Below are 24,433 nucleotides of genomic sequence, written 5' to 3'. Positions count from 1 at the left end.
CGTTCTTCATTCGCCGCGATAGCGGCAGCCTGACGTACAGGTTTCGTGCACGACCACTTCGCTCAGGGATGGCAGCTGCGGCTTGAGCCGGTTCCAGATCCAGATCGCGAGGTTCTCGCTGGTCGGATTGTCGAGCCCGGGCACGTCGTTGAGATAGTGGTGATCGAGGCGGTCGTACAGCGGCTGGAAGATCTTCTTGATCTCGGAAAAATCCATGATCCAGCCGGTGTGCGGATCGGGCGTGCCGGCGACATGCAGTTCGACGGCGAAGGAATGCCCATGCAGGCGCGCACATTTGTGCCCTTCCGGTACGTTCGGCAGGCGGTGCGCGGCTTCGATGCGGAAAACCTTGAAGATGTCCATGTTGGCGGGCCTCAGACGCGACCGAGCACCGGAATCAACGCGCCGTTCACGGCCGACGCCTTGTCCGAGAGCAGGAAGACGATGACGTCGGCGAGCTGTTCCGGTTTCACCCAGCGAGAGAAATCGGATTTGGGCATGTCGGCGCGATTGGCCGGCGTATCGATGATGCTCGGCAGCACCGCATTGACGGTAACGCCGCGGTCTTTCAGCTCTTCGGCCAGCGATTCGGTCAGGCGTGCGACGCCGGCTTTCGAGGCCGCATACGCGCCCTTGCCGAGTTCGCCGCGCGCCGCGCCGGCGGCGCCGATGTTGACGATGCGACCGCGGCGCTCGACGAGGGAAGGCAGCGCAGCCTTGCTGGCGGCGACGGCCGTGCGCAGGTTGGTCTGGTACAGGAAGTCCCAGGTATCGAGGCTGCCGTCGCCGATCGTTTCCCAGCGGAAAGTGCCGGCGATGTTCACCAGCGCATCGAGGCCGCCGAGTTGCGCGACGATCGCGGCGAGCGTCTTTTCGGCGCCCGCAGCGTCGCCAAGATCGACGCCGCCGTAGACGTGCGCCGTACCGAGTGTCGAACGATCGTGCGGTTCGGCGGCGCGGTCGATCGCGGCGACCGTCGCGCCTTCGGCCAGGGCTGCGCGAACGACGGCGGCGCCCAGTGCGCCGAAAGCGCCGGTGATGGCGACAACTTTTCCTGCGAGCGTCATGACAGGAGTTCCATGAGGGAAGGGCGACAGTTTACCCGGCCCGGAAACGACGACGCCCGCGGAAGCGGGCGTGCGATCAAGGCAGCGGCGAATGGTGGCTATGGGTGGACTCGAACCACCGACCCCAGCATTATGAGTGCTGTGCTCTAACCGGCTGAGCTACATAGCCACGCGGGTCGCCGATCCCCTTGCGGGGTCGCGAATTTTCCCCGTAGCCGTGCTTCCTGTCAATCGAAACGCCCGTGCTTGTGGGCTCGCCGATCGCTGTGGCAGGCTTGACCACAGTGAATTTGGAGTCCGTTTCGTGATCGATCCGGACGGTTACCGCCCCAATGTGGGCATCGTGCTCATGCACGCGGATGGTCGGCTGTTCTGGGCCCGCAGGGTCAACCGGGACGGCTGGCAGTTTCCGCAGGGAGGCATGAACAGCGATGAGACCCCGCTGGAGGCGATGTACCGCGAGCTGCGCGAAGAGACCGGTCTGATGCCCGAGCACGTGGAAGTGCTGGGCTCGACCCCCGGCTGGCTGCGCTATCGCCTGCCGCGACGCTGTGTGCGGCGCGGCACCCGACCGACCTGCATCGGCCAGAAGCAGGTCTGGTTCCTGCTCCAGCTGACGGGGGATGAAACCTCGTTACGCCTGGACTTGACCGAAAAGCCCGAATTCGATGCCTGGCGATGGGTGGACTTCTGGTACCCGGTCGACAACGTCGTGCACTTCAAGCGCGAAGTCTATGTCCGCGCCCTGCATCATTTGTCCAGTTTTGCACGCACGATCGCTGGAGAAGAGGCTATTCCGGTGCAGGATCTCCGCTTTTCGCCGGAGCCTGCCGAGCGCCGGCAGGCCTCGCGGAACCGGCGATGGTCCAAGGCGCGGGTGCCGGGCCTGCCCTGATCAGGCTGCGGTTGACATTCATTCTCATTTGGCGTCAAATAGGAACCGTTCTCAGCTGGAACGGGCCATGTACGTCTGCATCTGCAATGGAGTCACCGACGCCGATATCCGCCGCATCGCGGCCGATGGTTGTCGCGACCTGCACGAGCTGACGATGCGATCGGGTTGCGGCGCGAGCTGCGGCTCCTGCCGCGATCTGGCGGCCGAGATCCTGTCCGATCATCAACCGCAGGCGCTTCCGCTGCCGATCCTGCCCGTCGCCGCCTGACTCCGGGCCCAAGCGCGACGCGAACAAGAGCGATTGTCTTTTCGCCCAGGTTTTTCCGGGCGCGCTAGAGTGCGCGCATTCGACGGAAGGAGCACGGCCATGAAAGGCGACGCCAAGGTCATCGAGCACCTCAACAAGGCGCTGTACAACGAACTGATCGCGATCAACCAGTATTTCCTGCATGCGCGCATGTTCAAGAACTGGGGGCTGAAGGAACTGGCCGAGCACGAGTACAAGGAATCGATCGACGAGATGAAGCATGCCGATCGCCTGATCGAGCGAATCCTGTTCCTCGACGGCCTGCCGAACCTGCAGAACCTCGGAAAGCTGTTCATCGGTGAGTCGCCCAAGGAATGCTTGGAGTGCGACCTCAAGCTCGAATTGCTCGCCGTGCCCGACCTGAAGGCGGCGATCGCGCATAGCGAGCAGGTCGCCGACTATGTTTCGCGCGACCTGTTCGCCGCCATCCTCGATTCGGAGGAAGAGCACATCGACTGGCTCGAAACCCAACTCGGCCTGATCGCCCGCCTCGGCGAAACGAATTACCTGCAAAGCAAGATCGGCAGCTGATCGCTGCAACGGGACGCGCAAAGAAAAACCCGGCATCGCCGGGTTTTTTCTTGTCGGATCGAAAGTCGCCAATCAATCTCCTCTCGTTCCTCGCCTCAGGCGTTGAGCAGGCCCTCCAGCGCCGCCTTCGCGCGCTTGAATTCGTTCTCCAGCATCAGCACCGCCACCGCGGGGCGCGCGAGCGCCTGGCCGCGCGCGCCGATCTCGATGCGTTTGGCGACGGCGGATAGCGCGAGTGCCCCGAGATTGGCGCTCGACGATTTCAGCGTGTGCGCGGGGGCGACGAGACCAGCGATATCGTTGGCGGAAGCGGCGGTCTCCAGGCGCTTGATGTGCGCAGGCGCGTCCTGCAGGAACAGGCGGATCAGGCTCAGGTATTCATCGCCCATCACCATGCGCAGTTCTTCGACGACTTCCATGTCGAGGATAGGCGGTGCAGCCGGGGTGGGCTCGGCTGGCAGCGCCGGCGCGGCAGCCGCAGGTGCCGGTGCTGGCGCAGGCGCAGGAGCGGGTCGCGGCGCCGAGGGCACCGGTTTGAGGGCCGGTGGCGCCGCAGCAACGCTCGTGGCGACGGCGACTGGCGCAGCGCTGGCGGGCGGCAGGCCCACCGGTCGCGCGCCCTGTCCAGCCAACGGCGAACGTTGCAGCCAGCGCGCCAGGCAGGATTCGAGCAGGCGCCGGTCGACCGGTTTCGACAGATAATCGTCCATGCCCGCGTCGAGGCATTTCTGCCGGTCGCCCGCCATCGCATTCGCCGTCATGGCGATGATCGGCAAGGGCGCGGCCTGCGTCTGTTTCTCGAGCTGGCGCCATTCGCGCGAAGCGGTGTAGCCGTCCTTCACCGGCATCTGGCAATCCATCAACACCAGGTCCAGTCCGCCCTGGCGCATGCGATCGAGCGCCTTTTCGCCGTTGTCGGCGGTTTCGCAGCTCAGACCGAGCATGCTGATCAGACGTTGCGCGACCATCTGGTTGACAGGGTTGTCCTCGACCAGCAGCACGTGCCCGCGCAATTTCGTCGGAGCGGTCGTCGCCGGCGCCGGTTCGGAATAGCCCGACACCGGTTCGCTCTCGCTGACACGCGCTTCGCTGACCGGTGGCGGCGCGGCCAGATAGCCGCTGATCGCGCTGCGCATCTCCGTGGGGCCGGTGTTGCGCGGCAGGAAGAGCGCCGGATGGCCTTCGGTCAGTTCCGCCGGCGGCGGTTCGTTGCCTTGCAGGTAGACCACGCGCAGATCTTCGAGCTCGATGGTCCGGCGCAGGTTTCGATGCAGGGCAATCGCGGTGGTACGCACGCTGTTGAGGTCGACCAGAAGCACGTCGAAGGTCCAGGTGCTGCCGCGGCCGAGCGCGGAGCGCAGGCGATTGAGCGCATCCTGCGTGGTGTCGCTTTCGGTCAGGTGCGAGCCCCAACCGGGGATCGCCTGTTTCAGCCGCTGCCGGAGGGCCGCGTCGGTACTGAGCAGCATCAGGCGACTGCCGTTGAGGTCGGTGCGCTGGCCCTGGATGTCGCCGACCGCCTTCAGCAGCGGAATGTCGAACCAGAAGGTCGAACCGCGGCCGGGTTGCGAGTCGACGCCGATGCTGCCGCCCATCAGGTCGACGATGCGTTTGCAGATGACGAGGCCGAGGCCGGTGCCGCCGTACAGGCGCGTGGTCGAATTGTCCGCCTGGCTGAAAGGCTGGAACAGGCGCTGCACGTTGGCGGCGGCGATGCCGATGCCGGTATCGCGCACTTCGAAGCGAAGTTCGTGCTGGCTGCGCGTTTCGCCGCGGCGGATGACGTGTAGGCTGATCGAGCCGCGCTCGGTGAACTTCAGCGCATTGCTGATGAGGTTGCTGAGGATCTGCCGCAGCCGCACCGGGTCGCCGCGCACGGCCAGACGCACGCTCGGGTCGATCTGCAGTTGCAGGCGAAGGCCCTTGGCTTCCGCCGGCTTTTCCATCAGGTGGATGATCGAATCGAGCGCTTCGCGCAGGTTGAAGCCGGTCGATTCGAGCTGCAGCTTGTTCGCTTCGAGCTTGGAGTAGTCGAGGATGTCGTCGACGATGCGCAGCATCTGTCGCGCCGACGTATAGGCCGTGCGCACGATGTCATGCTGGTCCGGCGCCAGCCGCGCGCTGATCAGCAGGTCGAGCATCGGGATGATGCCGTTGAGCGGCGTGCGGATTTCGTGGCTCATGGTCGCGAGGAACTCGCCCTTGGCCAGCATCGCCGCTTCCGCCGCCTGCTTGGCTTCGACCAGTTCGCGCTCGAGTTGCCGATGGATGGCCAGTTCCTGTTGCAGGGCATTGACCTCGCGCTTCTGCTCGCCGGTTTCCTGCGCCGCTTCCGCCAGCGCGTGGCTGCGCACGTGGAAGGCGCGCCAGAAACCGGCGATGCCGGCGACGGCCAGCAGCGATGCGACGAAAGCGATGGTGATCCAGACCGATTCCGGTCGCAGGTGCGCCACGCCGGCGGCTGCCGCCGCGCCACCGGCGCCGGCGATCGCCAGCCAGCGCAGGATCAGCGCATCCTTGGGACGAAACTTGGGCATCACAGCACCGCCTGGTTGAAATCGAAGTCGAGTTCCTGGTTCGCCTGCTGCACCAGATTGCCCTGGATGAAATCGATGCCGCTCATCCACAACGTGGCGGCTGCCTGGGCGTCTTCCACGCCATGCCCGATCACTTCGAGTCCACGGCGATGGGAGCGATCGATCAGTATCCGCAACTCGTCGCGCAGGGCGGTGCTGAGATTGCCGGCGGTGTACTTGCGGGCGAGCTTGATGAAGCCCAGCGGCAGTTGTTCGAGCAGGGCATCGCTGTCGGGGCCGGGCTCGAACTGGCTCAGGCAGAATTGCACTCCGTCCGCGACCATGGCCAGGCAGAACTGCCGGATCGTCCCGGCATGGATCGCCGCATCCTCCAGCCGCAGCTCGATGACCAGGGAGGTGCCCGGAACGGCATGCGACACCAGTTCGCCGCGCAGCCATTCGGTCTGGCTGCTGTCGGCCAGCGTCAGCGGCGACTGGGTGACGAACAGGCGCAGCTCGCGGCCTTCGGCGCGGCGATCGCGGATCAGCGTCAGCGCCTGCGAGATCACCCAGCGATCGATTTCTACGATGAAGTCGGCCTGTTCGGCGATCGGGATGATCTCGGCGGCGGAGCGCAGCCGGCCCTGGTTGTCGCGCATGCGCAGCAGCACCTGGAACTGCGAATCGTCGCTGCCCGCGACGGCCACCACCGGTTGGTAAAGCAGTTCGAGGTGTTCGCCTTGCACGGCATCGCGCAACTGCGCGAGCAATGCCGCTTCGCGCTGCGCCTCCACCGGCTTCGGCGGTTCGTAGCGCCGTACGCCGCGGTCCTGCGTGCGCGCCTCGCGCGTGGCCTTCTCGACCGCGTTGAGCAAGGCGCCGATGTCCGGGAAACCGAAGCGCAATGGACTGATGCCGACCGATGCGCGCAGGCGCAAGGGGTGTCCCTGCGCCTGGAAGCCGTGCTGCATCAGCGCCGCGCGCAGACGCACAGCCAACGATTCCATGCCGGTGTCGTCCATGTCGGGCGCCAACACGACGAAGCTGCCGTCGCCGAAGCGCGCGGCAGGGAGTTCTCCGACCAGGCCATTGACCAATCGTCCGGCTTCGGCCAACACCTCCTCGAGCGCGGTCAGGCCGAGGCGCTCGCGCAACAGCGTCACGCTCTCGATCTCGACGAACAGCAATCCGCCCGGGCGCGCATCGCCGTTGCCGCCGAGCCGGGGCGCGATCAGTTCGAGCACGCTGGCGCGATCGTGCAGGCCGGTGCTGGTGTCGCGCAGCGGCCGTTGGCTGCGGCGCTCTTCCAGCGCGCGGTGCCGGCGCACACGGTTCTGAACTGCGGAAATCAGGTGGCGTGGACGAATGGGCTTGGCGAGGAAATCATCGCCGCCGGCGTCGATGGCGTCGAACTGCCGGTCTTCGTCGCTTTCGCCGGACAGGAACACGATCGGCGTCTGCATGAAGGCGTCCTGCTCGCGGATCAGCGCCGTCAGCTCGATGCCGTTGGCATCGGGCATGTTCAAGTCCATCAGGATGAGGTCGGGATGGAACTGTTCCAGCGCGGGCAGTACGCCCAGCGCGTCGAGCACGACCAGCGAATCCATGCCGGCATTGCGCAGGATGCCTTCGGCGAAAAGCGCCTGGCTGCGGTCGTCCTCGACGATCAGCACGCGATAGGCCGCTTCGCGCGCCGGATCCACGGCGGCCTGAAGGCGCTTCAGCACTTCGTTGGCGTCGGTGACGCCGCTGATCAGCGTGTCGACGCCGGCGCGCCGCGCCGACAGGCGCAGGGCGATGTCATCGGCATGCGCGATGGCGACGAGCTGCATCGACTTGTGGCCGCGCTGGCGCGTGCCGCGCACGGCCTGGCCGATGCGTTCGAGCTGGTCGGCGAATTCGGCGTCCACCAGCACCAGATCGGCGGGCAGGGCACCCAGCAATTCTTCGAGCTCGTCGGCGTCTTCGAGCAGGTCGACCTCCACCTGCATCGTTTCGAGCCGCTGGTCGAGCTCCAGCGATACCGGATTGTGGCTGGTCAGGTGATACAACCGAAAACCCGCTCCCAGCAACTTGCGGGCCGGTTCCATGCGCGCGGGGGTTCGTGCTGTTGCCGGGTTGTTGTTGGCGGGCGCTGACGTCGGCGATGACTCCCCGAGCGTCAGCATCTCGCGCTTCTTCTCCGGCACCGGCTGCGTCGGCGCCGACTGACCGACAGGAACCGAGGCTTCGATCAGGCCGCTCGGCGCCGGTTGGATTTCCTTGTCGAAGCCGATGACGAATTCGGTCGGGCCGGGATCCGGCGGGAACGCGCTATTCCACTCCAGGTATTCCTCGGCCAGCGTTACCGGTTTCGGTTTTGCGACGACCGGTGCCGGCGCCTCGTCGACGAATAACCGTGGTCCCGCGTCGTTGCCCCAGCGCCGCCAATAACTGGGTGGTGGCGTTTCGGCTCGCGACGTATTGCCCACCGGTCGGAGGGTAGGCGATTCGGTGCCCGGGTCGGCGTGGCGTGGCGTGGCGGCGGCCAAGGCCTCGAACTCGTTGAGCATGCGCTCGCCCAAGGTCGGGTCGGGCAATGTTTCGCCGGCAAGGCCGCTGTCCACCATGTTCGCCAGGGCTTGCAGCGGTTCGACCAGGGCATCCAGGCCTACATCCTGGCACTGCTTGCCGAGCCACAGCGTGTCTTCCTGCATCAGCGAAAGGCCGTTGATGTCCCAGCCGGTTTGCAGGAAACGATCTAACCTGCGCCCGATCATGTCGACGCGACGCGGCAACATCCGCTCGAAAGCGAGACGGCGTTCGGCGAGTGGCGACTCGTCGCGGAGATTCATCGCAGGGCCCTCTGGGCCGTTGATTATGCCCCGGGGTGGCGAAGCTGTCAGGCCGGTGCGGGCGATCCCGACGCGGCCGGATCCGTCAGGCGCCGGGACTGGCGGCAGGCCTGAACACGCCGCGCCACACCGCGCGCGCAATCCAGAAGACCACGAGGGCCACGCAGGACAGGACGCCGACCAGCAGGCCCAGGGCGAGCCAGGGGTGGGCGAACACCAAGGCCAGGACGCCGATGGCCGTAACGTCTTCGCCGGCCGAGGCGGTCCAGTTCGACACGGGTTCGGGCGACGCGTTGATCAGCGCCCGCGTGGTGGTTTTCAGCGAATGCGTCAGCAGCGCGGCGCTGCCTCCGGCGACGAGGGCTGCGGTTCCGAGCTGTCCGTCAGGCGACAGGGTCGCGGCGGCCAGGAACGCGCCCACAGGAACGCGCAGCAAGGTGTTGAGCAGATCCCAGCCCGAGTCCACGCCCGGGATCTTGTCGGCGAAGAATTCGATCACCGTCAGTGCGCCGGCCGTGCCCAATACCCAAGGCGACGTGGCGACTTCGAGCCCGGGCGGCAGCTCGATCCAGCCCATCAGCCCGGCCAGTCCGACGCCCAGAACGGTCAGGTAGGCGCGTACGCCGGACAGGGCCGCGAGGGCAAGGCCGATCGCGAAAAGATGGGCTTCGGTCATCACGTGGTCCTCGGAAGACGTCGTCAGCATACGCCCGCCATCGGCGGATGCATGGACCGCAGGATTGTTTCGTCGCTCCCCGGCGGCCGGTATGCTCAGGGAATGAACACGCCGTCCCCCGACTCGCAGCGCTTCGTCATCGTGCCGCACAGGCCGCGGGCCAAGCTGCTCTGGTGGCTGGTTGCCGTGTTGTGGCCCGTGAGTCTGATCGGCATCTGGTACTGGGCGTCGAGCCAGGCGGCCCCGGGGCTCACGGCCGCCCGGGACGAACTGGGGCTGAACGCCGAGCAGTTGCGCGTGCAGCAGAAGCTGGTGCGCGACCTGCGTCAGCAGGTCGCCACGCTGAAGCGCTCGGACCAGATCAGCCGTAATGCCAATACCGAGTTGCAGTCGGCCCTGGCCGAGCGCGAGGAAGAAGTCTCGGGCCTGCGGGCCGATGTCGATTTTTACGAGCGCCTGGTCGGATCCACCGGCAAGCGCCATGGCTTGAACGTGCACGAGGCGGTGTTTTCCGCCGAGCCGGGCGGCAGCTGGCATTACATCGTTACCTTGACGCAGAACATCAACCGCGGCGCCATCAGCAAGGGTACGATGCGCTTCTCGGTGGAAGGGGTCCGGGGCGGCAAGCTCGCCACGGTCCGCTGGGACGATCTCCTGCAGAAGCCGGGTTCGCCCGGCCAACCCTTTTCCTTCCGGTATTTCCAGCAGATCGAGGGCAGCGTCATCCTGCCGCCGGGGCTCACGCCTCAACGCGTCCGCATTTCGCTGGACGCGCCCGGTGGCGATGTGGAGCAGTCCTTCCCGTGGAGCACCTCCAAACCCCCCGGAGAATGAGATGTTCGGCGACAAGAACAAGAGCTCGCGCAGCGTCACCAACATGGTCGAGACCCTGGTGGGGCCGCGCGTGGTGATCCGTGGCGACGTGCATTTCTCCGGCGGCCTGTACGTGGAAGGCCGCATCATCGGCAAGGTGATCGCCGAAGAGGGTGCGCCGGCCGTGCTGACCATCGCGCAGAAGGGCGTGGTCGAGGGCGAAGTCCATGCGCCGGTGGTCGTTGTCGGCGGACAGCTCACGGGCGACGTGCATGCCTCCGAGCGCGTCGAACTCGGCAGCCAGGCCCGGGTGCTCGGCAACATCCACTACCGCATCGTCGAGATGGCGGCGGGGTCGACATTCACCGGGCGCCTGATCCACGCCGAGGCGCCGGTGGCCCAGCTCGTGCCGGCCGAACCCGCCTTCGCCCGCGCCTCCTGACGGCGCATTGAAAACGGGCCGATCCGGCCCCATGTGGACCGCATGGAATCGCAGACGTACCAGGATATCGACGCGCCGCTGCAGTTCACCTCGGCGGCGGCAGGCAAGGTCGCACAGTTGATCGCCGAAGAAGGCAATCCGGCGCTGAAGCTGCGCGTCTACATCCGCGGCGGCGGCTGCTCCGGTTTCCAGTACGGATTCGAGTTCGACGAGGCCCAGGCCGAGGACGATCTCGCCTTGCAGCGCGACGGCGTCACCTTGCTCGTGGATCCGCTGAGCCTGCAATACCTGATGGGCGCCGAGGTCGACTATCGGGAGAGCTTGCAGGGCTCGCAGTTCGTGATCCGCAATCCGAACGCGAAGACCACCTGCGGCTGCGGCAGCAGCTTCTCGGCGTGACCGAAAAGCGCTACGCGTTCCAGCATCGCGGGTTGGATCGCGCCGATCATCTCCGCACCGACGACGCGGCGCTCGACCGTCTGTGGACGGGCGCGCAGGTGCTCGTGCTCGATGTCGAAGGCCAGGCGCGTTTTGTCGGCGAAGACGAAGCGCCCCGGTTTCCGCGCGGCGGCGAGCTGCTCGCCGAGCGTACCGGCGCAAGCTGTTTCCTCGGGCTCGACGAACAGGGCGAGCCCTGGTTCGCCCTGTCCAGCGAGGCACTGCAGGCGCTCCCGCAGAAGACCATGGAATTGCGCAGCGCGGCCACCGCCTGGCCGGTGTTCGAGGCTTCGGTATTCGCGCAGGCCCGCGGACTCATGCATTGGCGACACCGCAATCGTTTCTGCGGCGCCTGCGGCGAGGCGACCGTGTTCGCCCGCGGCGGTCATTGCGGCCGATGCGAGCGCTGCGGCGTGGAACACTATCCGCGGACCGACCCGGCCATCATCGTCGCCGTCAGCGACGGCGAGCGCCTGCTGCTCGGCCGCCAGGCCAGCTGGCCGGAAGGGCGCTGGTCGGTGCTGGCCGGTTTCCTCGAGCCCGGCGAATCGCTCGAGCAGGCCGTTGCCCGCGAGGTGATGGAAGAAGCTGGCGTGAAGATCCGCCATGCCCGCTACGCCGCATCGCAGCCTTGGCCTTTCCCTTCCTCGCTCATGGTCGGTTTCCATGCAGAAGCGGACCCGCAGGAACCGCAGGTCGGGGACGAGCTGGAAGCCGCGCGCTGGTTCAGCGCCGAGGAACTGCGTTCGCGGGTGGCCGATCGCAGCCTGCAGATTTCGCCGAGGCTGTCGATCTCGCGCTGGCTGATCGACGACTGGCTCGCCGCGCGTTGACGCTCTTGGCGTTCGGCCCATGCGGGACGGCGCGATAGGTTCTAGAATCGGGCCATGGCACTGACGCTCATCGCCGTCGTCCTGTCGCTGGTCCTCGGCCACATCATGCCGGGCATCGCGCAACTCCGCGGCTATCACTGGTTCATCAGCTGGCTGCAGGCGCTGTCGCGCGTGCTCGGCGGGCAGAGCGTGTGGCAGGGCCGCTTCGGCCTGCTGTTCGGCGTCGGCCTTCCGGTACTGGCGGTGGCGGGCGTGCAATACCTGCTGGACGATCGTTGGTTCGGTCTGCCGGCCTTCGGTTTCTCGCTGCTTATCCTGATCTACACCTGGGGCCCGCGCGACCTCGACCTCGATGTCGATGCCGTGGTCGAAGCCAGCAATGGCGATGCGCGTCGCGCCGCCGCCGCCGCACTGTATCCCGAAGGCGGCGATCCCGCCCTGGAAGGTCCGCAACTGGTCGAGGCCGTGTTCCGTTGCGCATTGTGGCGCTGGTTCGGCGTGCTGTTCTGGTTCCTGCTGCTCGGCGCGGCCGGCGCGCTGTTCTATCGCCTGATTTCGCTCAGCGCGCAGGGCGAGGCGCAGCGTAACCTGCCGACGGCGCAGAGCCAGGCGGCGAAGTTCTTCCGCGCGCTGCTCGATTGGCCCGTGGCGCATCTGATGACGTTCGGGCTGGCGTTGGCGGCGAACTTCGACAATGTGCTCGGTGCATGGCGCGACTGGCACGCCAATGGCGGCGTCCGGCTCGACACGGGTTTCCTGGGCGCGGCGGCGCGCGCCAGCGTCGTCAGCGAGCTGGCCGAAGAACAGGCTTATGCGATCGACGGTCCGGCGCAGGCGCCGGCCTTGCTCGAACTTCGCGATGCGATGAGCCTGGTCTGGCGCATACTTCTGTTGTGGCTCGCCGTGCTGGCCATTTTCGTCGTGGCCGGTTACGCGAACTGAATCGTTCCGACGGCGCCGGCTCTATCTGAGCAGCAGCAGCGCCACCGTCAGCAGCGTGACCAGCCCGCCGCCGACGATGCCGAACCAGGCGCGTCCCTTTCCGATCTTCTCGGGATGCTTGGCGATATCGCGCAGGCCTAGCCAGCCGAAGATCATCGCGACCAGGCCGATGCCGGGGAGGATCAATCCGAACAGGGCGAGATAGCCGGACGCGATGGCATAGCCGGAACGTCCCACCGGCAGCAGCCAGCGCATGGTCGAGTCCGGTGCAGGCGCAGGTGCCGCCATCATCGGGCGAGCACCTGCCGTGGCTTTCGCGCGCTCCTTGCCGCAGGCCAGGCAGGCGGTGGCGTAGGGATCGAACTTCGCTCCGCAATAGATGCAGTACACGCGAACTCCTCAGCCTGGCGCCAACAGGTTGAACGGCGGCCAGGGCAGGTTGCGCAGGAACGCGAATCCCAACAGCAGAACGGCCCAGGGGCGCGCATCGGAGATGCGCAGCGCCCAGCGCGACAGCATTGGCGGCAAGCGAGTCGTCTTGTCGAGTACGAGCAGCAGCACCAGGGGCAGGGCGAGCGTGAACACAGGGTTCATCGCCAGCGCCTGCGGCAGGTCGCCATGCACCAGGGCATGCATCGCCCGCGTCGCGCCGCAGCCAGGACAGAACAATCCCGTATAGGCATGGATCGGGCAGGGCGGCAGGCCGCTGCCGGGTTGGTTCGGATCGACGCGCCACAGCACCGCCACGCCGGCGATCGCGAGCGCCGCCAGCGCCGGCAGGGCCCAACGTGGCGCCGACGATGCCTGCAACTCAGTAACCCTGGCCGGCGGCAGCGGCAAAGATATTCAGGAGGAAGTACAGCACGCCCACGACCAGGCCGACGCCGAGCGAAACCCAGCACCAGAGCTTGGCGTTGTTCGATGCTTCGATCGCGCCGGCCAGGTCGCCGACCGCGAGCTTGGTATTGACCTGCGAGGAATACACGATGGCGACGATGCCGCCGGGGACGCAGCAGCAAAGCGTCGCGAGGATCGACCAGACCAGATAGTTCGGCACCGTATCCGGCGCGAGGCCCAGCGACTGGCTCGGCGGCGGTGGAACCGGCGGCGGCGTCGCATCGCTGGAGGCGAAAGGCGTGGGTGCATGGCCGCAGGCTTCGCAGACGCTGGCGCCGTCCGGATTCTGGTGACCGCAGTGCTGGCAATACATGATTTCCCCGATTCGCGAAAGGCGCTTGTCGATGGTAAGCCTTTCGCGCACCGCACTCTAGCGCTGCGGCGAAACCCTGCCGCGATCTGCGCGACTCAGGGATTGTCGCCGCGCAGGCGCCGCACTTTCTCTTCGAGCAGGGCGGCGGTCGCCTGCGTGCCGGGAATCGGCGGGCCGGCGATCAGTTCGATGCGCGCGCGGAAATGCCGCGGCAGGCGCAAGCGGCCGAGTCGCGAGTCGCGTTTGCTGAACATGCTGCGCCAGAGGTTCTTCAGCGCCATCGGCACCACGGGCACGGGGCGTGCTTTCAGGATGCGTTCGACGCCGGCCTTGAACTCGGCGATCTCGCCGTCGGTCGTGAGCTTGCCCTCGGGGAAGATGCCGACGATCTCGCCTTCGGCCAGGGCGCGGTCGACTTCGACGAAGGCCGCTTCCATCACGGCGGGATCTTCCCGGGCGCCGGCGATCGGGATCGCGCGCGCGGTGCGGAACACCCAGCGTGCGCCGGGTGTATTGAATATCTTGTAGTACATGACGAAGCGCGTGGGTCGCGGCACCGCGCCCATGATGACCAGCGGGTCCATGTAGCTGACGTGGTTGCACACCAGCAGCGCAGGACCCTCGTCCGGCACATGCTCCTCGATGCCTTTCACCTCGACCCGGTACATCGCCTTGGCGATGATCCAGCTCAGGAAGCGCATGAAGAATTCCGGCACCAGCGCGAAGATGTAGATCGCGACGACCGCGTTCATGATCGCCAGCAGGCCGAATACTTCCGGTACGCTGAGGTCGAGCAGGCGTTGCGCGGCGATGCCGAAACCCGCCGCCAGCACGATGAAGACCGAGTTCTGGATGTTCACACCGGCGATGACGCGCGAGAGCTCGCGTTTCGGCGTGCGGCTCTGCACCAGCGCGAACAGCGGCACCAGGAAGAAACCCGAGAACAGGCCGATGCCGATCAGGTCGATGATGATGCGGACGCTGCCGGCGGCGGACAGGAAGCCCGGGATATCGAGCCCGCTGACGGGCGCGGCGCCGGGTCGGGCGAAGTACAGATCCCCGCAGAAGATCGTCATGCCGAGTGCGCCCAGCGGCACCAGGCCGATCTCGACGGTGCGCTGCGAAAGGCGTTCGCAAAGCAGCGAACCGACACCGGTGCCGATCGAGAACAGCGCGAGCACGAAGATGTACAGGCCCGAATCGGGCGCGCCGCCGAGGTTGGCCTCGGCGTAGTTGAGCAGGTTCGCCGTCAGCACCGTGCCGACGAACCAGAACCAGGAGATGCCGACCACCGCATTGCGCACCGCCGGCTGTTTGCCGGTCAGGCGCATGATGGCCAGCGATTCCGGTATCGGGTTCCAGTTGATCTTCAGGTCGGGCGCTGCGGCTTCGACCGACGGGATCGCGCGGCTCACCAGGTTGCCGGTGATCGCCAGCGCGATGATCGCCACCGAAGCCACGACCGGCCCGTGGCTGCCGGCGAGCGCGAAGATCAGGCCGCCGAAGATCATGCCGATCAGAATGGACATCGACGTGCCCATTTCGACCAGGCCGTTGCCGCCGGTGAGTTCCTCGGGCTTCAGCACGCTGGGCAGGATCGAATACTTCACCGGCCCGAACAGGGTCGACTGCAGCCCGGTGCAGAACAGCGCCGCCAGCAGGACGATCATGTTCTGCGTCATGAAGCCGATCGCCGCCAGCGACATGATGGCGATCTCCATGCCGGTGGTGAGGCGGATCAGGCGCGACTTCTCCAGCTTCTCGGCGATCTGGCCGGCAGTGGCGGAGAAGATGAAGTACGGGAGGATGAAGATCGCCGGCGCCAGGTTCGTGTACAGCGTCTGCTGTTCCGGCGAGACCGCCATGTAACCGAGCAGGCCGATGATGGCCTGGCGATAGACGTTGTCGTTGAAGGCGCCCAGCGATTGGGTGAGGAAGAACGGCAGGAAACGGCGTTGCCGCAGAAGTTCGAACTGGTTGTGCGCCATGGAGCTCTCCCGGATGGCGGGAGCCTAACAAACTTCAGCTGCGCTCGCGTGCGATCGCGCGCCAGCCGATGTCGTTGCGGTGAAACTCCCCGTCCCAATGGATCTGCGAAACCAGCGCATAGGCCTCGCGCTGTGCTTCTGCGACCGTGTCGCCCAGCGCGCAGGCGCAGAGCACGCGGCCACCGGTCGTGACGATGGACTCGCCTTCGCGACGCGTGCCGGCGTGGAAGACTTTCGCGTGCGACGGCGCTGGACTGCCGAGGCCGGAGACCGGATCGCCGGTGCGCGGCGACTCGGGATAGTTGGCCGCCGCCATCACCACGCCAAGCGAGGGGCGCGCATCCCAATCGGCCGAAACGTCCTGCAGGCGGCCATCGACCGCCGCTTCGAGCAGGCCGAGCAGCTCGGATCGCAGGCGCAGCATCACCGGCTGGGTTTCCGGATCGCCGAAGCGCACGTTGAACTCGATGACCTTCGGCGCGCCATCGCGATCGATCATCAGCCCCGCGTAGAGGAAGCCGGTGAAGGGTACGCCGTCGAGCGCCATCCCGCGAACGGTGGGTTCGACCACCTCGCGCATCACGCGTGCGTGCACCTCCGGCGTCACCACCGGCGCCGGCGAGTAGGCGCCCATGCCGCCGGTGTTCGGGCCGGTATCGCCGTCGCCGACGCGCTTGTGGTCTTGCGAGGTGGCCATCGGCAATGCGGTGCGCCCGTCGACGATGGAAATGAAACTCGCCTCTTCGCCATCGAGGAACTCCTCGATCACGACGCGTGCGCCGGCTTGGCCGAACGCATTGCCGCTGAGCATGTCGATGACGGCCGCTTCGGCTTCCGCCAGCGTCGTCGCCACGACCACGCCCTTGCCCGCCGCGAGTCCGTCGGCCTTGATCACGATCGGTGCGCCATGCGCGCGCAAGTGCGCGATCGCTTCGGTCGTGTCGGTGAACACGGCGTAGTGCGCGGTCGGGATGCGATGGCGCGCCAGGAAATCCTTGGCGAAGGCTTTGCTGCCTTCCAGTTGCGCCGCCTGCGCGCTCGGGCCGAAGACCCTCAGGCCGGCCGCGCGGAACCGGTCGACCACGCCGGCGACCAGTGGAACTTCGGGCCCGACGACGGTGAAATCGACGCCCTCTCGCTTGGCGAGTTCCAGCAAGCCGTCGATGTCGTCGGCTTTCACCGCGACGTTGCGGCATTTGCGCTCGCCGTCGGTGCCGGCGTTGCCGGGTGCGACCAGGATGGATCGCACGCGCTCGGATTGCGCGAGCTTCCAGGCCAGCGCATGTTCGCGGCCGCCGGCGCCGATGACCAAGAGCTTCATGGCGTTTCGCCCTCGCTCACAACTGCCGACCTAGCGGGCAATCCTTCGCGCCGACGACGACTTCGAAGATCAGACGGCGGTCCTGGTCGACGAAGCGGCGACCGATCTTCGTCTTGCCTTCGTCGAGCAGGGGGCGCAGTTCCGGGTCGTTGCAGGCGAAGCCCATCAGTTCGGCCTGTTCCTGCTGGCGGATGATCGGCACCTTCTGCGGATCGAGCGATTCGAGCCTGATGTCGGGAATGCGGATGTCGATCACCAGGTTGTCGCCGACGGCACGCACGCTTTCGGTGACCAGGCCGTCCACGTAAGGCTTGGGCAGGCCCTGGCTCATGCGTGTCGCCATGTCCTGCAAGGGGCTTGTCGGTGCATTGGTGTGCCGCCATTGCAGCAGGGCAACGGCGGCGATCAGCGCGATGACGGCGAGAACGACGGCAAGCTTTTTCATGCGCGACTCCGGAGCGGGGCGATCAGTGGCGGAAATGGCGGCGGCCGGTGAAGGCCATCGCCATGCCGTGTTCGTCGGCGGCGGCGATCACCTCGGCGTCGCGCATCGAACCGCCAGGTTGGATGACCGCCACGATACCCGCTTTGGCGGCGGCATCGATGCCGTCGCGGAACGGAAAGAAGGCATCGCTGGCCATCACCGAGCCCGGCACGGCCAAGCCGGCTTCTTCGGCCTTCAGGGCGGCGATGCGCGCCGAAACGACGCGGCTCATTTGTCCGGCGCCGATGCCGACGGTCTGCGCGTCGCGCGCATACACGATGGCGTTCGACTTCACGAACATCGCCACCTTCCAGGCGAACAGCAGGTCGGCGAGCTCGGTCGGCGTGGGCTGGCGGCGGCTGACGATCTTTAGATCGGCCGCAGACAAGGAATCGGTATCGCAATCCTGCACCAACAATCCGCCGGCAATCTTTTTGTATTCAAAGGCGGAGTGGCTGCCCGAAACAAGATCGCCGCAGGCCAGCACGCGCACGTTCGCCTTCTTGGCGAAATGCGGCAGGGCATCGGCGGCGATGTCAGGTGCGATGACCACTTCGACGAACTGGCGCTTGAGGATCTCGGCGGCGGTCGCCGCGTCGAGCGGGCGGTTGAAGGCGATGATGCCGCCGAAAGCCGACGTCGGATCGACGGCGTACGCGCGGTCGTAGGCCGTCATCAGGTCGTTCGCGACGGCGACGCCGCAGGGGTTCGCATGCTTGACGATGACGCAGGCCGGCGCGTCGAAGGCCTTCACGCATTCGAGTGCGGCATCGGCGTCGGCGATGTTGTTGTAGCTGAGCTCCTTGCCCTGCAGGAAACGCGCGGTGGCGACGATGCCGCCCGGCGCGCCGGGTTCGACGTAAAGCGCGCCGCGCTGGTGCGGGTTCTCCCCGTAACGCAGCGACGAGGCCAGCGCGTAGCTCGGATGCAGCGTGTGCGGCCAGGCTTCGGGCTGGTCCGGCGTTTCGGCGCGGCGCGACAGCCATTCGGTGATCTGGCCGTCGTAGGCGCTGGTGTGCGCATAGGTCTTCGCGGCGAAACCGCGACGCTGCGCCAACGTGGTGCCGCCGTCCTGCAGGGCGGATAGGAGGGCCGCGTAGTCGGATGGATTCACGACCACCGACACGCGTTCGTGGTTCTTGGCCGCCGCGCGCAACATGGCTGGGCCGCCGATGTCGATGTTCTCGATGGCGTCGTCGTAGTCGCAGCCGGGCTTGGCGACGGTAGCGGCGAAGGGATAGAGGTTGACCACCAGCAGGTCGATCGGCGCGATGCCATGTTCGGCCATCACGGCATCGTCGGTGCCGCTGCGGCCGAGCAGGCCGCCATGGATTTTCGGGTGCAGGGTCTTGACGCGACCGTCCATGATTTCCGGGAAGCCGGTGACGTCGGACACATCGCGTACGGCGACGCCCGCATCGCGCAGGGCCTTGGCCGTGCCGCCGGTGGAAAGCAGTTCGACGCCGAGCGCGGTCAATGCGCGCGCCAGTTCGATCACGCCGGTCTTGTCGGAAACGGAAAGCAGGGCCCGGCGGACGGGCAGACGGTCGGCACGCATGGATTCACCCCGAAACGGAGTGCGAATTATACCTGCACGGATGCCGGGCGCGGCCGGAATTGCATCGTCTTTCGGATGTTTCCGCCGCTTTCGCGAGCGCGAACGGCAAACCGGCTCGGGGCCGTCGCCTCAGATGCCGTACTGGCGCAGCTTCTTGCGCAGCGTCGCGCGATTGATGCCGAGCGTGGCGGCGGCGCGGCTCTGGTTTCCGTCGTAGTGGCGCATCACTTCGTTGAGCAGCGGCTTCTCGATCTCGCGCAGCACGATGTCGTAAAGCTCGTGCGAGTCGCATTCGCCCAGGTCGTGCAGGTAACGACGGACGGCCTTGGCCACGTAGTCGCGCAGCGCCGGTTGCGAGTGGGTCGCGGGCGCGGGTTCCGCACGCAGGGATTTCACCGACGAAGACTCCAGATGCATGGTTCCGCTTCCCTGCGGGCGACTGAGGGGGAAGGAAGTCTACCCGTGTCGCGGCGCAGGCGCCACGGCAATCGCAAGCGATTGAGCGATCAGGACTTTGACCGGCCTAACGGAAATCGAAATGGAATTCGACGGCGCGTTTTCCGGGATCGACGATCTCCAGCGACAGGCTCGCCGACTGTCCCGGTGCGATCTCGCCATTGGTCGGCAGCGTGCCGAGATATTCGCGCGGCGTGAAGCGACGCAGGCCGAGCGGCTGGCCTTCGAGGTTGGCCAGGGAAAGTTCGAGCAGCGGCCAGGGCTGCGCGAAACGCGCATCGTTGCGGAAGGTGATGCTGATCAGCAGGGCGCCGGCGACGGTCGGATGCGGACGCACTTCGCGCGAGGACAGATGGAAGGCCGACGGTTCGCGCCAGGGCGGCACATCGCAGGCGAAGATCGAGCACAACCGTTCGATGCGCGGGCGCCAAGTCGGATCGGCGGCGAGGCGTTCGCGATCGGCGATGCCGATCTGCAGCAGCAGCGCGAGCGCCAGTACCGGAACCAGCAACCAGACGAACCAATGGCGCCGCGGACGCAGCGCGGGTTCGGCGGGTTTCAGGAATTCGGGGGAAGGGGAGGCCATCGCCGCGATTATCGACGGAGTCGGCGCGCGTGTGTAGGCGCGCGTACCGTTCAGGCCCGGCGTCGGCCGGTGATGCGCATCCAGTCGTCGAGTCGCACGGCTTCCAGCCCGTCGAACCAGGTCGCGTAGCGTTCGATCAGCGCCGTTTCCTGCCCATGCAGGATGCCGGACAGGGCGATGCCACCGCCAGGCGCGACGCGCGCCGCCAGCAGTTCGGCCAGGGCATCGAGCGCGGAGGCGAGGATATTCGCGACGACGACGGGATAACGTGCCGCAGGTTCGTCGTCGGGGGCGAACACCTGCAAACGTTCGCCGACGCCGTTGCGTTCGGCATTGTCCAGGCTTGCCGCCAGCGCCTGCGGATCGTTGTCGACGCCGACGGCATTCGCGGCGCCGAGCTTCAAGGCAGCGAGCGCCAGGATGCCGGAACCGCAGCCGAAATCGAGCACGGTCTTCCCCGCGAGATCCAGTGAATCGAGCCATTGCAGGCACAGCGCCGTGGTCGGATGCGTGCCCGACCCGAAAGCCAGGCCTGGATCGAGTCGCACGATCGCGCCGTCTTCCGCTTCGGGGGGCGTTTCGAGATTCCAGGGCACGATCCACGTGCGTTCGCCGAAACGCATCGGCGCGAACTGGTCCATCCAGGCGCGTTCCCAGTCCTGGTCCTCGACGACGCGGAAACTCGCCGAACTCAGGTCCAGCTTCGGGTCGTAGGCTTCGAGCGCATGCAGCAGCAGGGCTTCGTGCGTGCCTTCGGGGAACAACGCAAGCAGCGTGATCTCCGGCCACAGCGGCAGTTCGCCGACGCCGGGCTCTAGGATGGCCTTTTCGTTTTCGGCATCGGCCGCGTCGAGCAGCGACACCGACAACGCACCGAGATCTTCCAGTGCGGTTTCGAGCCGGGTTTCGTCGGCGGCGCGGCAGCGCAGGGAGAGTTCGAGGAAAGGCATGGCGCGATTCTACCTGTCCCTGATGCTCCCGTAGGAGCGGCGTCAGCCGCGATGCGCCACTCGCCACGCGCGAGGACGTAGGAGCGATGGCAATCGCGACTGTTCGGCTACGCCGGACATTTGCCCTGCCGGCGGCCCTACTTTCTTGTTTCGGCAAAAAGTAGGCAAAAACCATTGCGCCCGACGCTCGCCGGCTCGAAATCCTTTCTCGCCGTACCCTGCGCTTCTCGCCGCCCGCGGGCCGGCCCGAACTCGCGCATCCCTGCGCTCGGACAGTCGGGCCTTTCCCCCGCGATCGGCTGCGATTGTGTTCGCACATCCTTGTGCTCATCCCTCGCTACGCTCGGGACCAGCTTCGCTGTCCTGATTTGCTCCAGGCAAATCAGTCGGCTCGCTTTAGGGCGCGTTTCGCACTAGGGCCGCGCATCCTGCGCTAGATGTTGGTACGAATGTGATCGAGCGAGAAACTCGCTGCAACTATTCAGAGCTCGTGCATCACCCCAATCCGATCGCCTTTTCCTTGCGTTCGGCCAGGCGTTTTTCCAGGTAGTGGATATTGGTGCCGCCCTGCTGGAAGCCGATGTCGCTCATGATGCGCTGCTGCAGCGGCACGTTGGTCTTGATGCCGTCGACGATCATCTCCGACAACGCCACCTTCATCCGGCTGATCGCCTGCGTGCGGGTGGCGCCGTGCACGATCAGCTTGCCGATCATCGAGTCGTAGTTCGGCGGCACCTTGTAGCCTTCGTAGATATGCGAATCCACGCGCACGCCGGGGCCGCCGGGCGCGTGGAAATGCTTGATCAAGCCAGGCGAGGGCAGGAAGGTTTCCGGATCCTCGGCGTTGATGCGGCATTCGATCGCATGGCCGCGCAGCACCACGTCTTCCTGTTTGATCTTCAGCTTCTCGCCGCTGGCGATCAGCAGTTGCTCGCGCACGAGGTCGATGCCGGTGACCAGTTCGGTGACCGGGTGTTCCACCTGGATGCGGGTATTCATCTCGATGAAGTAGAAGCGGCCGTCCTCGAACAGGAACTCGAAGGTGCCGGCGCCGCGATAGCCGATGCGCAAACAGGCTTCGACGCAGACCTTGCCGATCTCGGCGCGCATTTCCGGCGTGATGCCGGGCGCGGGCGCTTCCTCGACGACCTTCTGGTGGCGGCGCTGCATCGAGCAGTCGCGCTCACCGAGGTGGATGGCATTGCCCTGACCGTCGCTGAGTACCTGGATCTCGACATGGCGCGGGTTCTCCAGGAATTTCTCCATGTAGACCATGTCGTTGTTGAAGGCGGCTTTCGCTTCGGCCTTCGTCGTCGCGATCGAGGACAGCAATGCGCCGGGTTCGCGCACGACGCGCATGCCGCGGCCGCCGCCACCGCCCGCCGCCTTGATGATGACCGGATAACCGATCTCCTTGCCGATGCGCAGGTTCTCGTCGCCGTCTTCGCCGAGCGGACCGCCGGAGCCCGGCACGCAGGGCACGCCAGCGGACTTCATCGCGTTGATGGCTTCGACCTTGTCGCCCATCATCCGGATCACGTTCGCGGTTGGGCCGATGAAGACGAAGCCGGACGATTCCACGCGTTCGGCGAAGTCGGCGTTCTCCGACAGGAAGCCATAACCGGGATGGATGGCCTGCGCGTCGGTGACTTCGGCCGCGGCGATGATCGCCGGGATGTTGAGATAGCTCTCCACCGACGGTGCCGGGCCGATGCAGACCGACTCGTCGGCCATGGCCACGTGCTTGAGGTTGCGGTCGACGGTCGAGTGCACCGCGACCGTCTTGATGCCGAGCGCATGGCAGGCGCGCAGGATGCGCAGTGCGATTTCGCCGCGGTTCGCGATGACGATTTTGCTGAGCATGGCGCGGGCCTCAGGAGATCACGAACATCGGCTCGTCGAATTCGATCGGTTGGCCGCTTTCGACCAGGATCGCGCGCACCGTGCCGGAAACATCGGCCTCGATCGGATTGAACATCTTCATCGCTTCGATGATGCCGAGCGTATCGCCGGCCTTCACCGTCTGGCCGATCTTCACGAACGAAGGCGCATCGGGATTGGGCGAAGCGTAGAAGGTGCCGACCATCGGCGAGCGGATCGTGTGGCCGTCCGGGACGTCCTTGCCGCCGCCCTTGGCATGCGCTTCGGCGGCGGTCGCGGCCAGCGCGGGTGTCGCGGCGGGCGCGGGGCGCGCGGGTTCCGCGTGATGCGCGACCGGCGCAGCCGCGACCATCATCGGCGGCGCGTGCTTGGAGACGCGCGACAAGCGCACGGATTCCTCGCCTTCCTTGATTTCCAGTTCGGCGAGATTGGATTTTTCGAGCAGGTCGATAAGTGCTTTGATCTTGCGAAGGTCCATGTCGGCCTCGTCTGGTCTTGTGGTGAAAGTGGAGGGGTTCAGCCGTTGGCGGCGGCTACGCCGTCGTTGGCCGCATGCCAGCGCAGCACCGCTTCGAGGGCGAAGTGGTAGCTGTCGGCGCCGAAACCGGCGATCACCGCGCGGGCCATGTCGCTCAGATAGCTATGCTGGCGAAAGGGTTCGCGGGAATGCGGGTTCGACAGGTGGATCTCGATGAAGGGGATGCGCACCGCCGCCAGCGCGTCGCGCAGCGCCACGCTGGTATGGGTGAAGGCGGCGGGGTTGATCAGCAGCCAGTCGGTGCCGTCCTGGCGGGCACGCTGAACGCGCTCGACCAGTTCGTGTTCGGCATTGGACTGCAGGCAGTCGAGCTGGTGGCCGGCCTCGGTCGCACGGGCTCGCAGGCGCGCGTCGATCTCCGCCAGCGTCGTGCGGCCGTAAATGCCCGGTTCGCGTTCTCCGAGCAGATTGAGGTTCGGTCCGTGAAGGACGAGGATCTTGGCCACCGGCCCCCTCCGTGTGGGACGGGCAGTGTGGACCAGGGGTGGGGGCTTGTCCAGACGATATCGGCGCGTTCCCGGCAGATCGCGTCTGTTTGAATATGGTTAAGCGCTGGTCCGGCGAGGCTCAGGGGGTGCCGGAGGCCCATTCCTGCAGTTCTTCCGGGCTGGCGAAGCTGCCGAAGCGGCGTTTGAGCAGGCGGCCGTCCGGTCCGATCAGCACGCTGAACGGTAACACGCCCTGGGCATTGCCCATCCGGGCCGAGCTGTCGGTCGGCCCCGGCATCTCCAGCAGGTTCGGGAAGGGCACCGGAACTTCGCGCAGGAAAGCTTCGGCGTCCTCGCGATGATCCAGCGCGATGCCGATGACCTGGATGCCCTTGTCGCCCTGCGACTGCGCGTATCGCCCCAGCACCGGCATCTCTTCGCGACAGGGGCCGCACCAGCTGGCCCAGTAGTTGATTACCATGCCGCGGCCTTGCACGGGCAGGCGTGTCAGCTGGCCTTGCAGCGCGTTCAGCTCGAACGCCGGCACGATCTCGCCGGTGTCGACGCGTTGCAGGCCGGGCGGCGCTTTCGACGACAGCCACCAGGCCATCAGGGCCTGGCCCGCGTCGCTGCGCAACAGCATGCCCGGCCCGTTGATGGCGATGCTCGCGGCGAGTCCGAGCACGCCGGCCAGCAACGCGGCCAGCACGATCAGCACCGCCTGCTTCCAACGCACGGA

General features: G+C 66.4%; 27 protein-coding genes and 1 tRNA gene. 8 read left to right on the top strand and 20 right to left on the bottom strand.

Features of this window, described 5'->3' with window-relative positions; translation table 11 throughout:
- Positions 1-6: 6 nt before the first annotated feature.
- The 3 genes from queD to QM707_RS12655 form a co-directional block, all read right to left on the bottom strand.
- A complete protein-coding gene (queD, locus tag QM707_RS12665; RefSeq protein ID WP_415002243.1) occupies positions 7-363 on the bottom strand; it encodes a 6-carboxytetrahydropterin synthase QueD in 357 nt (118 codons plus the stop codon).
- Positions 364-374: 11 nt separating this feature from the next.
- Positions 375-1,067, bottom strand: coding sequence for an SDR family NAD(P)-dependent oxidoreductase (locus QM707_RS12660; protein WP_415002242.1), 693 nt, complete (start codon positions 1,065-1,067; stop codon positions 375-377).
- A 92-nt stretch (positions 1,068-1,159) separates the two neighbouring features.
- Positions 1,160-1,236, bottom strand: a tRNA-Met gene (locus QM707_RS12655).
- 135 nt (positions 1,237-1,371) lie between these two features.
- On the opposite strand from QM707_RS12655, the gene QM707_RS12650 reads away from it, so the two are divergent.
- The 3 genes from QM707_RS12650 to bfr all read left to right on the top strand — a co-directional run bounded on the left by QM707_RS12650 (position 1,372) and on the right by bfr (position 2,800).
- A complete protein-coding gene (locus QM707_RS12650; protein WP_415002241.1) occupies positions 1,372-1,962 on the top strand; it encodes an RNA pyrophosphohydrolase in 591 nt (196 codons plus the stop codon).
- Positions 1,963-2,029: 67 nt separating this feature from the next.
- Positions 2,030-2,230, top strand: coding sequence for a (2Fe-2S)-binding protein (locus QM707_RS12645; protein WP_415002240.1), 201 nt, complete (start codon positions 2,030-2,032; stop codon positions 2,228-2,230).
- A 99-nt stretch (positions 2,231-2,329) separates the two neighbouring features.
- The gene (gene bfr, locus QM707_RS12640) at positions 2,330-2,800 is read left to right on the top strand and encodes a bacterioferritin (protein WP_415002239.1); all 471 of its coding nucleotides are present in this window, start codon (positions 2,330-2,332) and stop codon (positions 2,798-2,800) included.
- A 95-nt stretch (positions 2,801-2,895) separates the two neighbouring features.
- Here the strand turns inward: bfr and QM707_RS12635 are convergent, their stop codons facing one another.
- The 3 genes from QM707_RS12635 to QM707_RS12625 form a co-directional block, all read right to left on the bottom strand.
- Positions 2,896-5,337, bottom strand: a complete 2,442-nt coding sequence (locus tag QM707_RS12635) for an ATP-binding protein (protein WP_415002238.1) — start codon at positions 5,335-5,337, stop codon at positions 2,896-2,898.
- Positions 5,337-8,150: an EAL domain-containing protein gene (locus QM707_RS12630; RefSeq protein WP_415002237.1), complete on the bottom strand. Its 2,814-nt coding sequence runs from the start codon at positions 8,148-8,150 to the stop codon at positions 5,337-5,339. Before QM707_RS12630 ends, QM707_RS12635 begins: the two co-directional genes overlap by 1 nt.
- Positions 8,151-8,235: 85 nt before the next feature.
- Positions 8,236-8,826, bottom strand: a complete 591-nt coding sequence (locus tag QM707_RS12625) for a DUF4126 domain-containing protein (protein ID WP_415002236.1) — start codon at positions 8,824-8,826, stop codon at positions 8,236-8,238.
- A gap of 102 nt (positions 8,827-8,928) precedes the next feature.
- On the opposite strand from QM707_RS12625, the gene QM707_RS12620 reads away from it, so the two are divergent.
- Genes QM707_RS12620 through QM707_RS12600 form a run of 5 tightly spaced genes read left to right on the top strand, consistent with a single transcriptional unit; the run spans position 8,929 to position 12,294 of the window.
- Positions 8,929-9,660 (top strand): DUF6776 family protein, encoded by a 732-nt coding sequence (locus tag QM707_RS12620; protein ID WP_415002235.1) that lies wholly within the window; start codon positions 8,929-8,931, stop codon positions 9,658-9,660.
- A 1-nt stretch (position 9,661) separates the two neighbouring features.
- A complete protein-coding gene (locus QM707_RS12615; RefSeq protein WP_415002234.1) occupies positions 9,662-10,081 on the top strand; it encodes a bactofilin family protein in 420 nt (139 codons plus the stop codon).
- A gap of 42 nt (positions 10,082-10,123) precedes the next feature.
- On the top strand, positions 10,124-10,480 hold the full coding sequence (gene erpA, locus QM707_RS12610) for an iron-sulfur cluster insertion protein ErpA (RefSeq protein WP_415002233.1): 357 nt from the start codon (positions 10,124-10,126) through the stop codon (positions 10,478-10,480).
- The gene (gene nudC, locus QM707_RS12605; RefSeq protein ID WP_415002232.1) at positions 10,477-11,352 is read left to right on the top strand and encodes an NAD(+) diphosphatase; all 876 of its coding nucleotides are present in this window, start codon (positions 10,477-10,479) and stop codon (positions 11,350-11,352) included. Before erpA ends, nudC begins: the two co-directional genes overlap by 4 nt.
- Positions 11,353-11,406: 54 nt before the next feature.
- Positions 11,407-12,294 carry a hypothetical protein gene (locus QM707_RS12600; protein ID WP_415002231.1) on the top strand — a complete coding sequence of 296 codons (888 nt, stop codon included), beginning with the start codon at positions 11,407-11,409 and terminating at the stop codon, positions 12,292-12,294.
- 21 nt (positions 12,295-12,315) lie between these two features.
- Here QM707_RS12600 and QM707_RS12595 read toward each other — a convergent pair whose 3' ends face one another.
- The 14 genes from QM707_RS12595 to QM707_RS12530 all read right to left on the bottom strand — a co-directional run bounded on the left by QM707_RS12595 (position 12,316) and on the right by QM707_RS12530 (position 24,430).
- Positions 12,316-12,684, bottom strand: a complete 369-nt coding sequence (locus tag QM707_RS12595) for a DUF4190 domain-containing protein (RefSeq protein ID WP_415002230.1) — start codon at positions 12,682-12,684, stop codon at positions 12,316-12,318.
- Between the two features lie 9 nt (positions 12,685-12,693).
- Positions 12,694-13,104: a DUF2752 domain-containing protein gene (locus QM707_RS12590; protein WP_415002229.1), complete on the bottom strand. Its 411-nt coding sequence runs from the start codon at positions 13,102-13,104 to the stop codon at positions 12,694-12,696.
- A gap of 1 nt (position 13,105) precedes the next feature.
- Positions 13,106-13,504, bottom strand: coding sequence for a CD225/dispanin family protein (locus tag QM707_RS12585; RefSeq protein WP_415002228.1), 399 nt, complete (start codon positions 13,502-13,504; stop codon positions 13,106-13,108).
- Positions 13,505-13,599: 95 nt separating this feature from the next.
- Positions 13,600-15,492, bottom strand: a complete 1,893-nt coding sequence (locus tag QM707_RS12580; RefSeq protein ID WP_415002227.1) for an MFS transporter — start codon at positions 15,490-15,492, stop codon at positions 13,600-13,602.
- Positions 15,493-15,526: 34 nt separating this feature from the next.
- Positions 15,527-16,813 carry a phosphoribosylamine--glycine ligase gene (gene purD / locus QM707_RS12575; RefSeq protein WP_415002226.1) on the bottom strand — a complete coding sequence of 429 codons (1,287 nt, stop codon included), beginning with the start codon at positions 16,811-16,813 and terminating at the stop codon, positions 15,527-15,529.
- Between the two features lie 16 nt (positions 16,814-16,829).
- Positions 16,830-17,258, bottom strand: coding sequence for a hypothetical protein (locus tag QM707_RS12570; protein WP_415002225.1), 429 nt, complete (start codon positions 17,256-17,258; stop codon positions 16,830-16,832).
- A gap of 22 nt (positions 17,259-17,280) precedes the next feature.
- The gene (gene purH / locus QM707_RS12565) at positions 17,281-18,855 is read right to left on the bottom strand and encodes a bifunctional phosphoribosylaminoimidazolecarboxamide formyltransferase/IMP cyclohydrolase (protein WP_415002224.1); all 1,575 of its coding nucleotides are present in this window, start codon (positions 18,853-18,855) and stop codon (positions 17,281-17,283) included.
- Positions 18,856-18,984: 129 nt separating this feature from the next.
- The gene (gene fis, locus QM707_RS12560) at positions 18,985-19,272 is read right to left on the bottom strand and encodes a DNA-binding transcriptional regulator Fis (protein ID WP_415002223.1); all 288 of its coding nucleotides are present in this window, start codon (positions 19,270-19,272) and stop codon (positions 18,985-18,987) included.
- Positions 19,273-19,378: 106 nt separating this feature from the next.
- On the bottom strand, positions 19,379-19,897 hold the full coding sequence (locus QM707_RS12555) for a DUF3426 domain-containing protein (protein WP_415002222.1): 519 nt from the start codon (positions 19,895-19,897) through the stop codon (positions 19,379-19,381).
- 50 nt (positions 19,898-19,947) lie between these two features.
- On the bottom strand, positions 19,948-20,847 hold the full coding sequence (prmA, locus tag QM707_RS12550) for a 50S ribosomal protein L11 methyltransferase (protein ID WP_415002221.1): 900 nt from the start codon (positions 20,845-20,847) through the stop codon (positions 19,948-19,950).
- Between the two features lie 495 nt (positions 20,848-21,342).
- Entirely contained in the window at positions 21,343-22,710 is a 1,368-nt protein-coding gene (gene accC / locus QM707_RS12545; RefSeq protein ID WP_415002220.1) for an acetyl-CoA carboxylase biotin carboxylase subunit, read from the bottom strand.
- A 10-nt stretch (positions 22,711-22,720) separates the two neighbouring features.
- Positions 22,721-23,206 carry an acetyl-CoA carboxylase biotin carboxyl carrier protein gene (accB, locus tag QM707_RS12540; protein WP_415002219.1) on the bottom strand — a complete coding sequence of 162 codons (486 nt, stop codon included), beginning with the start codon at positions 23,204-23,206 and terminating at the stop codon, positions 22,721-22,723.
- 38 nt (positions 23,207-23,244) lie between these two features.
- Complete coding sequence (gene aroQ, locus QM707_RS12535; protein WP_415002218.1) at positions 23,245-23,712, bottom strand: type II 3-dehydroquinate dehydratase; 468 nt, start codon at positions 23,710-23,712, stop codon at positions 23,245-23,247.
- 121 nt (positions 23,713-23,833) lie between these two features.
- Entirely contained in the window at positions 23,834-24,430 is a 597-nt protein-coding gene (locus tag QM707_RS12530; protein WP_415002217.1) for a TlpA disulfide reductase family protein, read from the bottom strand.
- Between the last annotated feature and the right edge of the window lie 3 nt (positions 24,431-24,433).

This window comes from Arenimonas sp., from assembly GCF_047602345.1.
In the GTDB taxonomy this organism is placed as follows: Bacteria; Pseudomonadota; Gammaproteobacteria; order Xanthomonadales; family Xanthomonadaceae; genus Arenimonas.
This window is presented reverse-complemented; position numbering and strand designations above follow the sequence as displayed.

Excerpts from the sequence above, each read along its gene's own strand:
- QM707_RS12615 (WP_415002234.1), top strand. The coding sequence starts at position 9,662 with ATGTTCGGCGACAAGAACAAGAGCTCGCGCAGCGTCACCAACATGGTC.
- accB (WP_415002219.1), bottom strand. The coding sequence starts at position 23,206 with ATGGACCTTCGCAAGATCAAAGCACTTATCGACCTGCTCGAAAAATCC.
- accC (WP_415002220.1), bottom strand. The coding sequence starts at position 22,710 with ATGCTCAGCAAAATCGTCATCGCGAACCGCGGCGAAATCGCACTGCGC.
- fis (WP_415002223.1), bottom strand. The coding sequence starts at position 19,272 with ATGCATCTGGAGTCTTCGTCGGTGAAATCCCTGCGTGCGGAACCCGCG.
- QM707_RS12600 (WP_415002231.1), top strand. The coding sequence starts at position 11,407 with ATGGCACTGACGCTCATCGCCGTCGTCCTGTCGCTGGTCCTCGGCCAC.
- erpA (WP_415002233.1), top strand. The coding sequence starts at position 10,124 with ATGGAATCGCAGACGTACCAGGATATCGACGCGCCGCTGCAGTTCACC.
- prmA (WP_415002221.1), bottom strand. The coding sequence starts at position 20,847 with ATGCCTTTCCTCGAACTCTCCCTGCGCTGCCGCGCCGCCGACGAAACC.
- purD (WP_415002226.1), bottom strand. The coding sequence starts at position 16,813 with ATGAAGCTCTTGGTCATCGGCGCCGGCGGCCGCGAACATGCGCTGGCC.
- QM707_RS12585 (WP_415002228.1), bottom strand. The coding sequence starts at position 13,504 with ATGTATTGCCAGCACTGCGGTCACCAGAATCCGGACGGCGCCAGCGTC.
- QM707_RS12635 (WP_415002238.1), bottom strand. The coding sequence starts at position 5,337 with ATGCCCAAGTTTCGTCCCAAGGATGCGCTGATCCTGCGCTGGCTGGCG.
- QM707_RS12580 (WP_415002227.1), bottom strand. The coding sequence starts at position 15,492 with ATGGCGCACAACCAGTTCGAACTTCTGCGGCAACGCCGTTTCCTGCCG.
- purH (WP_415002224.1), bottom strand. The coding sequence starts at position 18,855 with ATGCGTGCCGACCGTCTGCCCGTCCGCCGGGCCCTGCTTTCCGTTTCC.
- QM707_RS12645 (WP_415002240.1), top strand. The coding sequence starts at position 2,030 with ATGTACGTCTGCATCTGCAATGGAGTCACCGACGCCGATATCCGCCGC.
- bfr (WP_415002239.1), top strand. The coding sequence starts at position 2,330 with ATGAAAGGCGACGCCAAGGTCATCGAGCACCTCAACAAGGCGCTGTAC.
- QM707_RS12625 (WP_415002236.1), bottom strand. The coding sequence starts at position 8,826 with ATGACCGAAGCCCATCTTTTCGCGATCGGCCTTGCCCTCGCGGCCCTG.
- QM707_RS12630 (WP_415002237.1), bottom strand. The coding sequence starts at position 8,150 with ATGAATCTCCGCGACGAGTCGCCACTCGCCGAACGCCGTCTCGCTTTC.
- queD (WP_415002243.1), bottom strand. The coding sequence starts at position 363 with ATGGACATCTTCAAGGTTTTCCGCATCGAAGCCGCGCACCGCCTGCCG.
- QM707_RS12620 (WP_415002235.1), top strand. The coding sequence starts at position 8,929 with ATGAACACGCCGTCCCCCGACTCGCAGCGCTTCGTCATCGTGCCGCAC.
- QM707_RS12555 (WP_415002222.1), bottom strand. The coding sequence starts at position 19,897 with ATGGCCTCCCCTTCCCCCGAATTCCTGAAACCCGCCGAACCCGCGCTG.
- QM707_RS12660 (WP_415002242.1), bottom strand. The coding sequence starts at position 1,067 with ATGACGCTCGCAGGAAAAGTTGTCGCCATCACCGGCGCTTTCGGCGCA.
- QM707_RS12570 (WP_415002225.1), bottom strand. The coding sequence starts at position 17,258 with ATGAAAAAGCTTGCCGTCGTTCTCGCCGTCATCGCGCTGATCGCCGCC.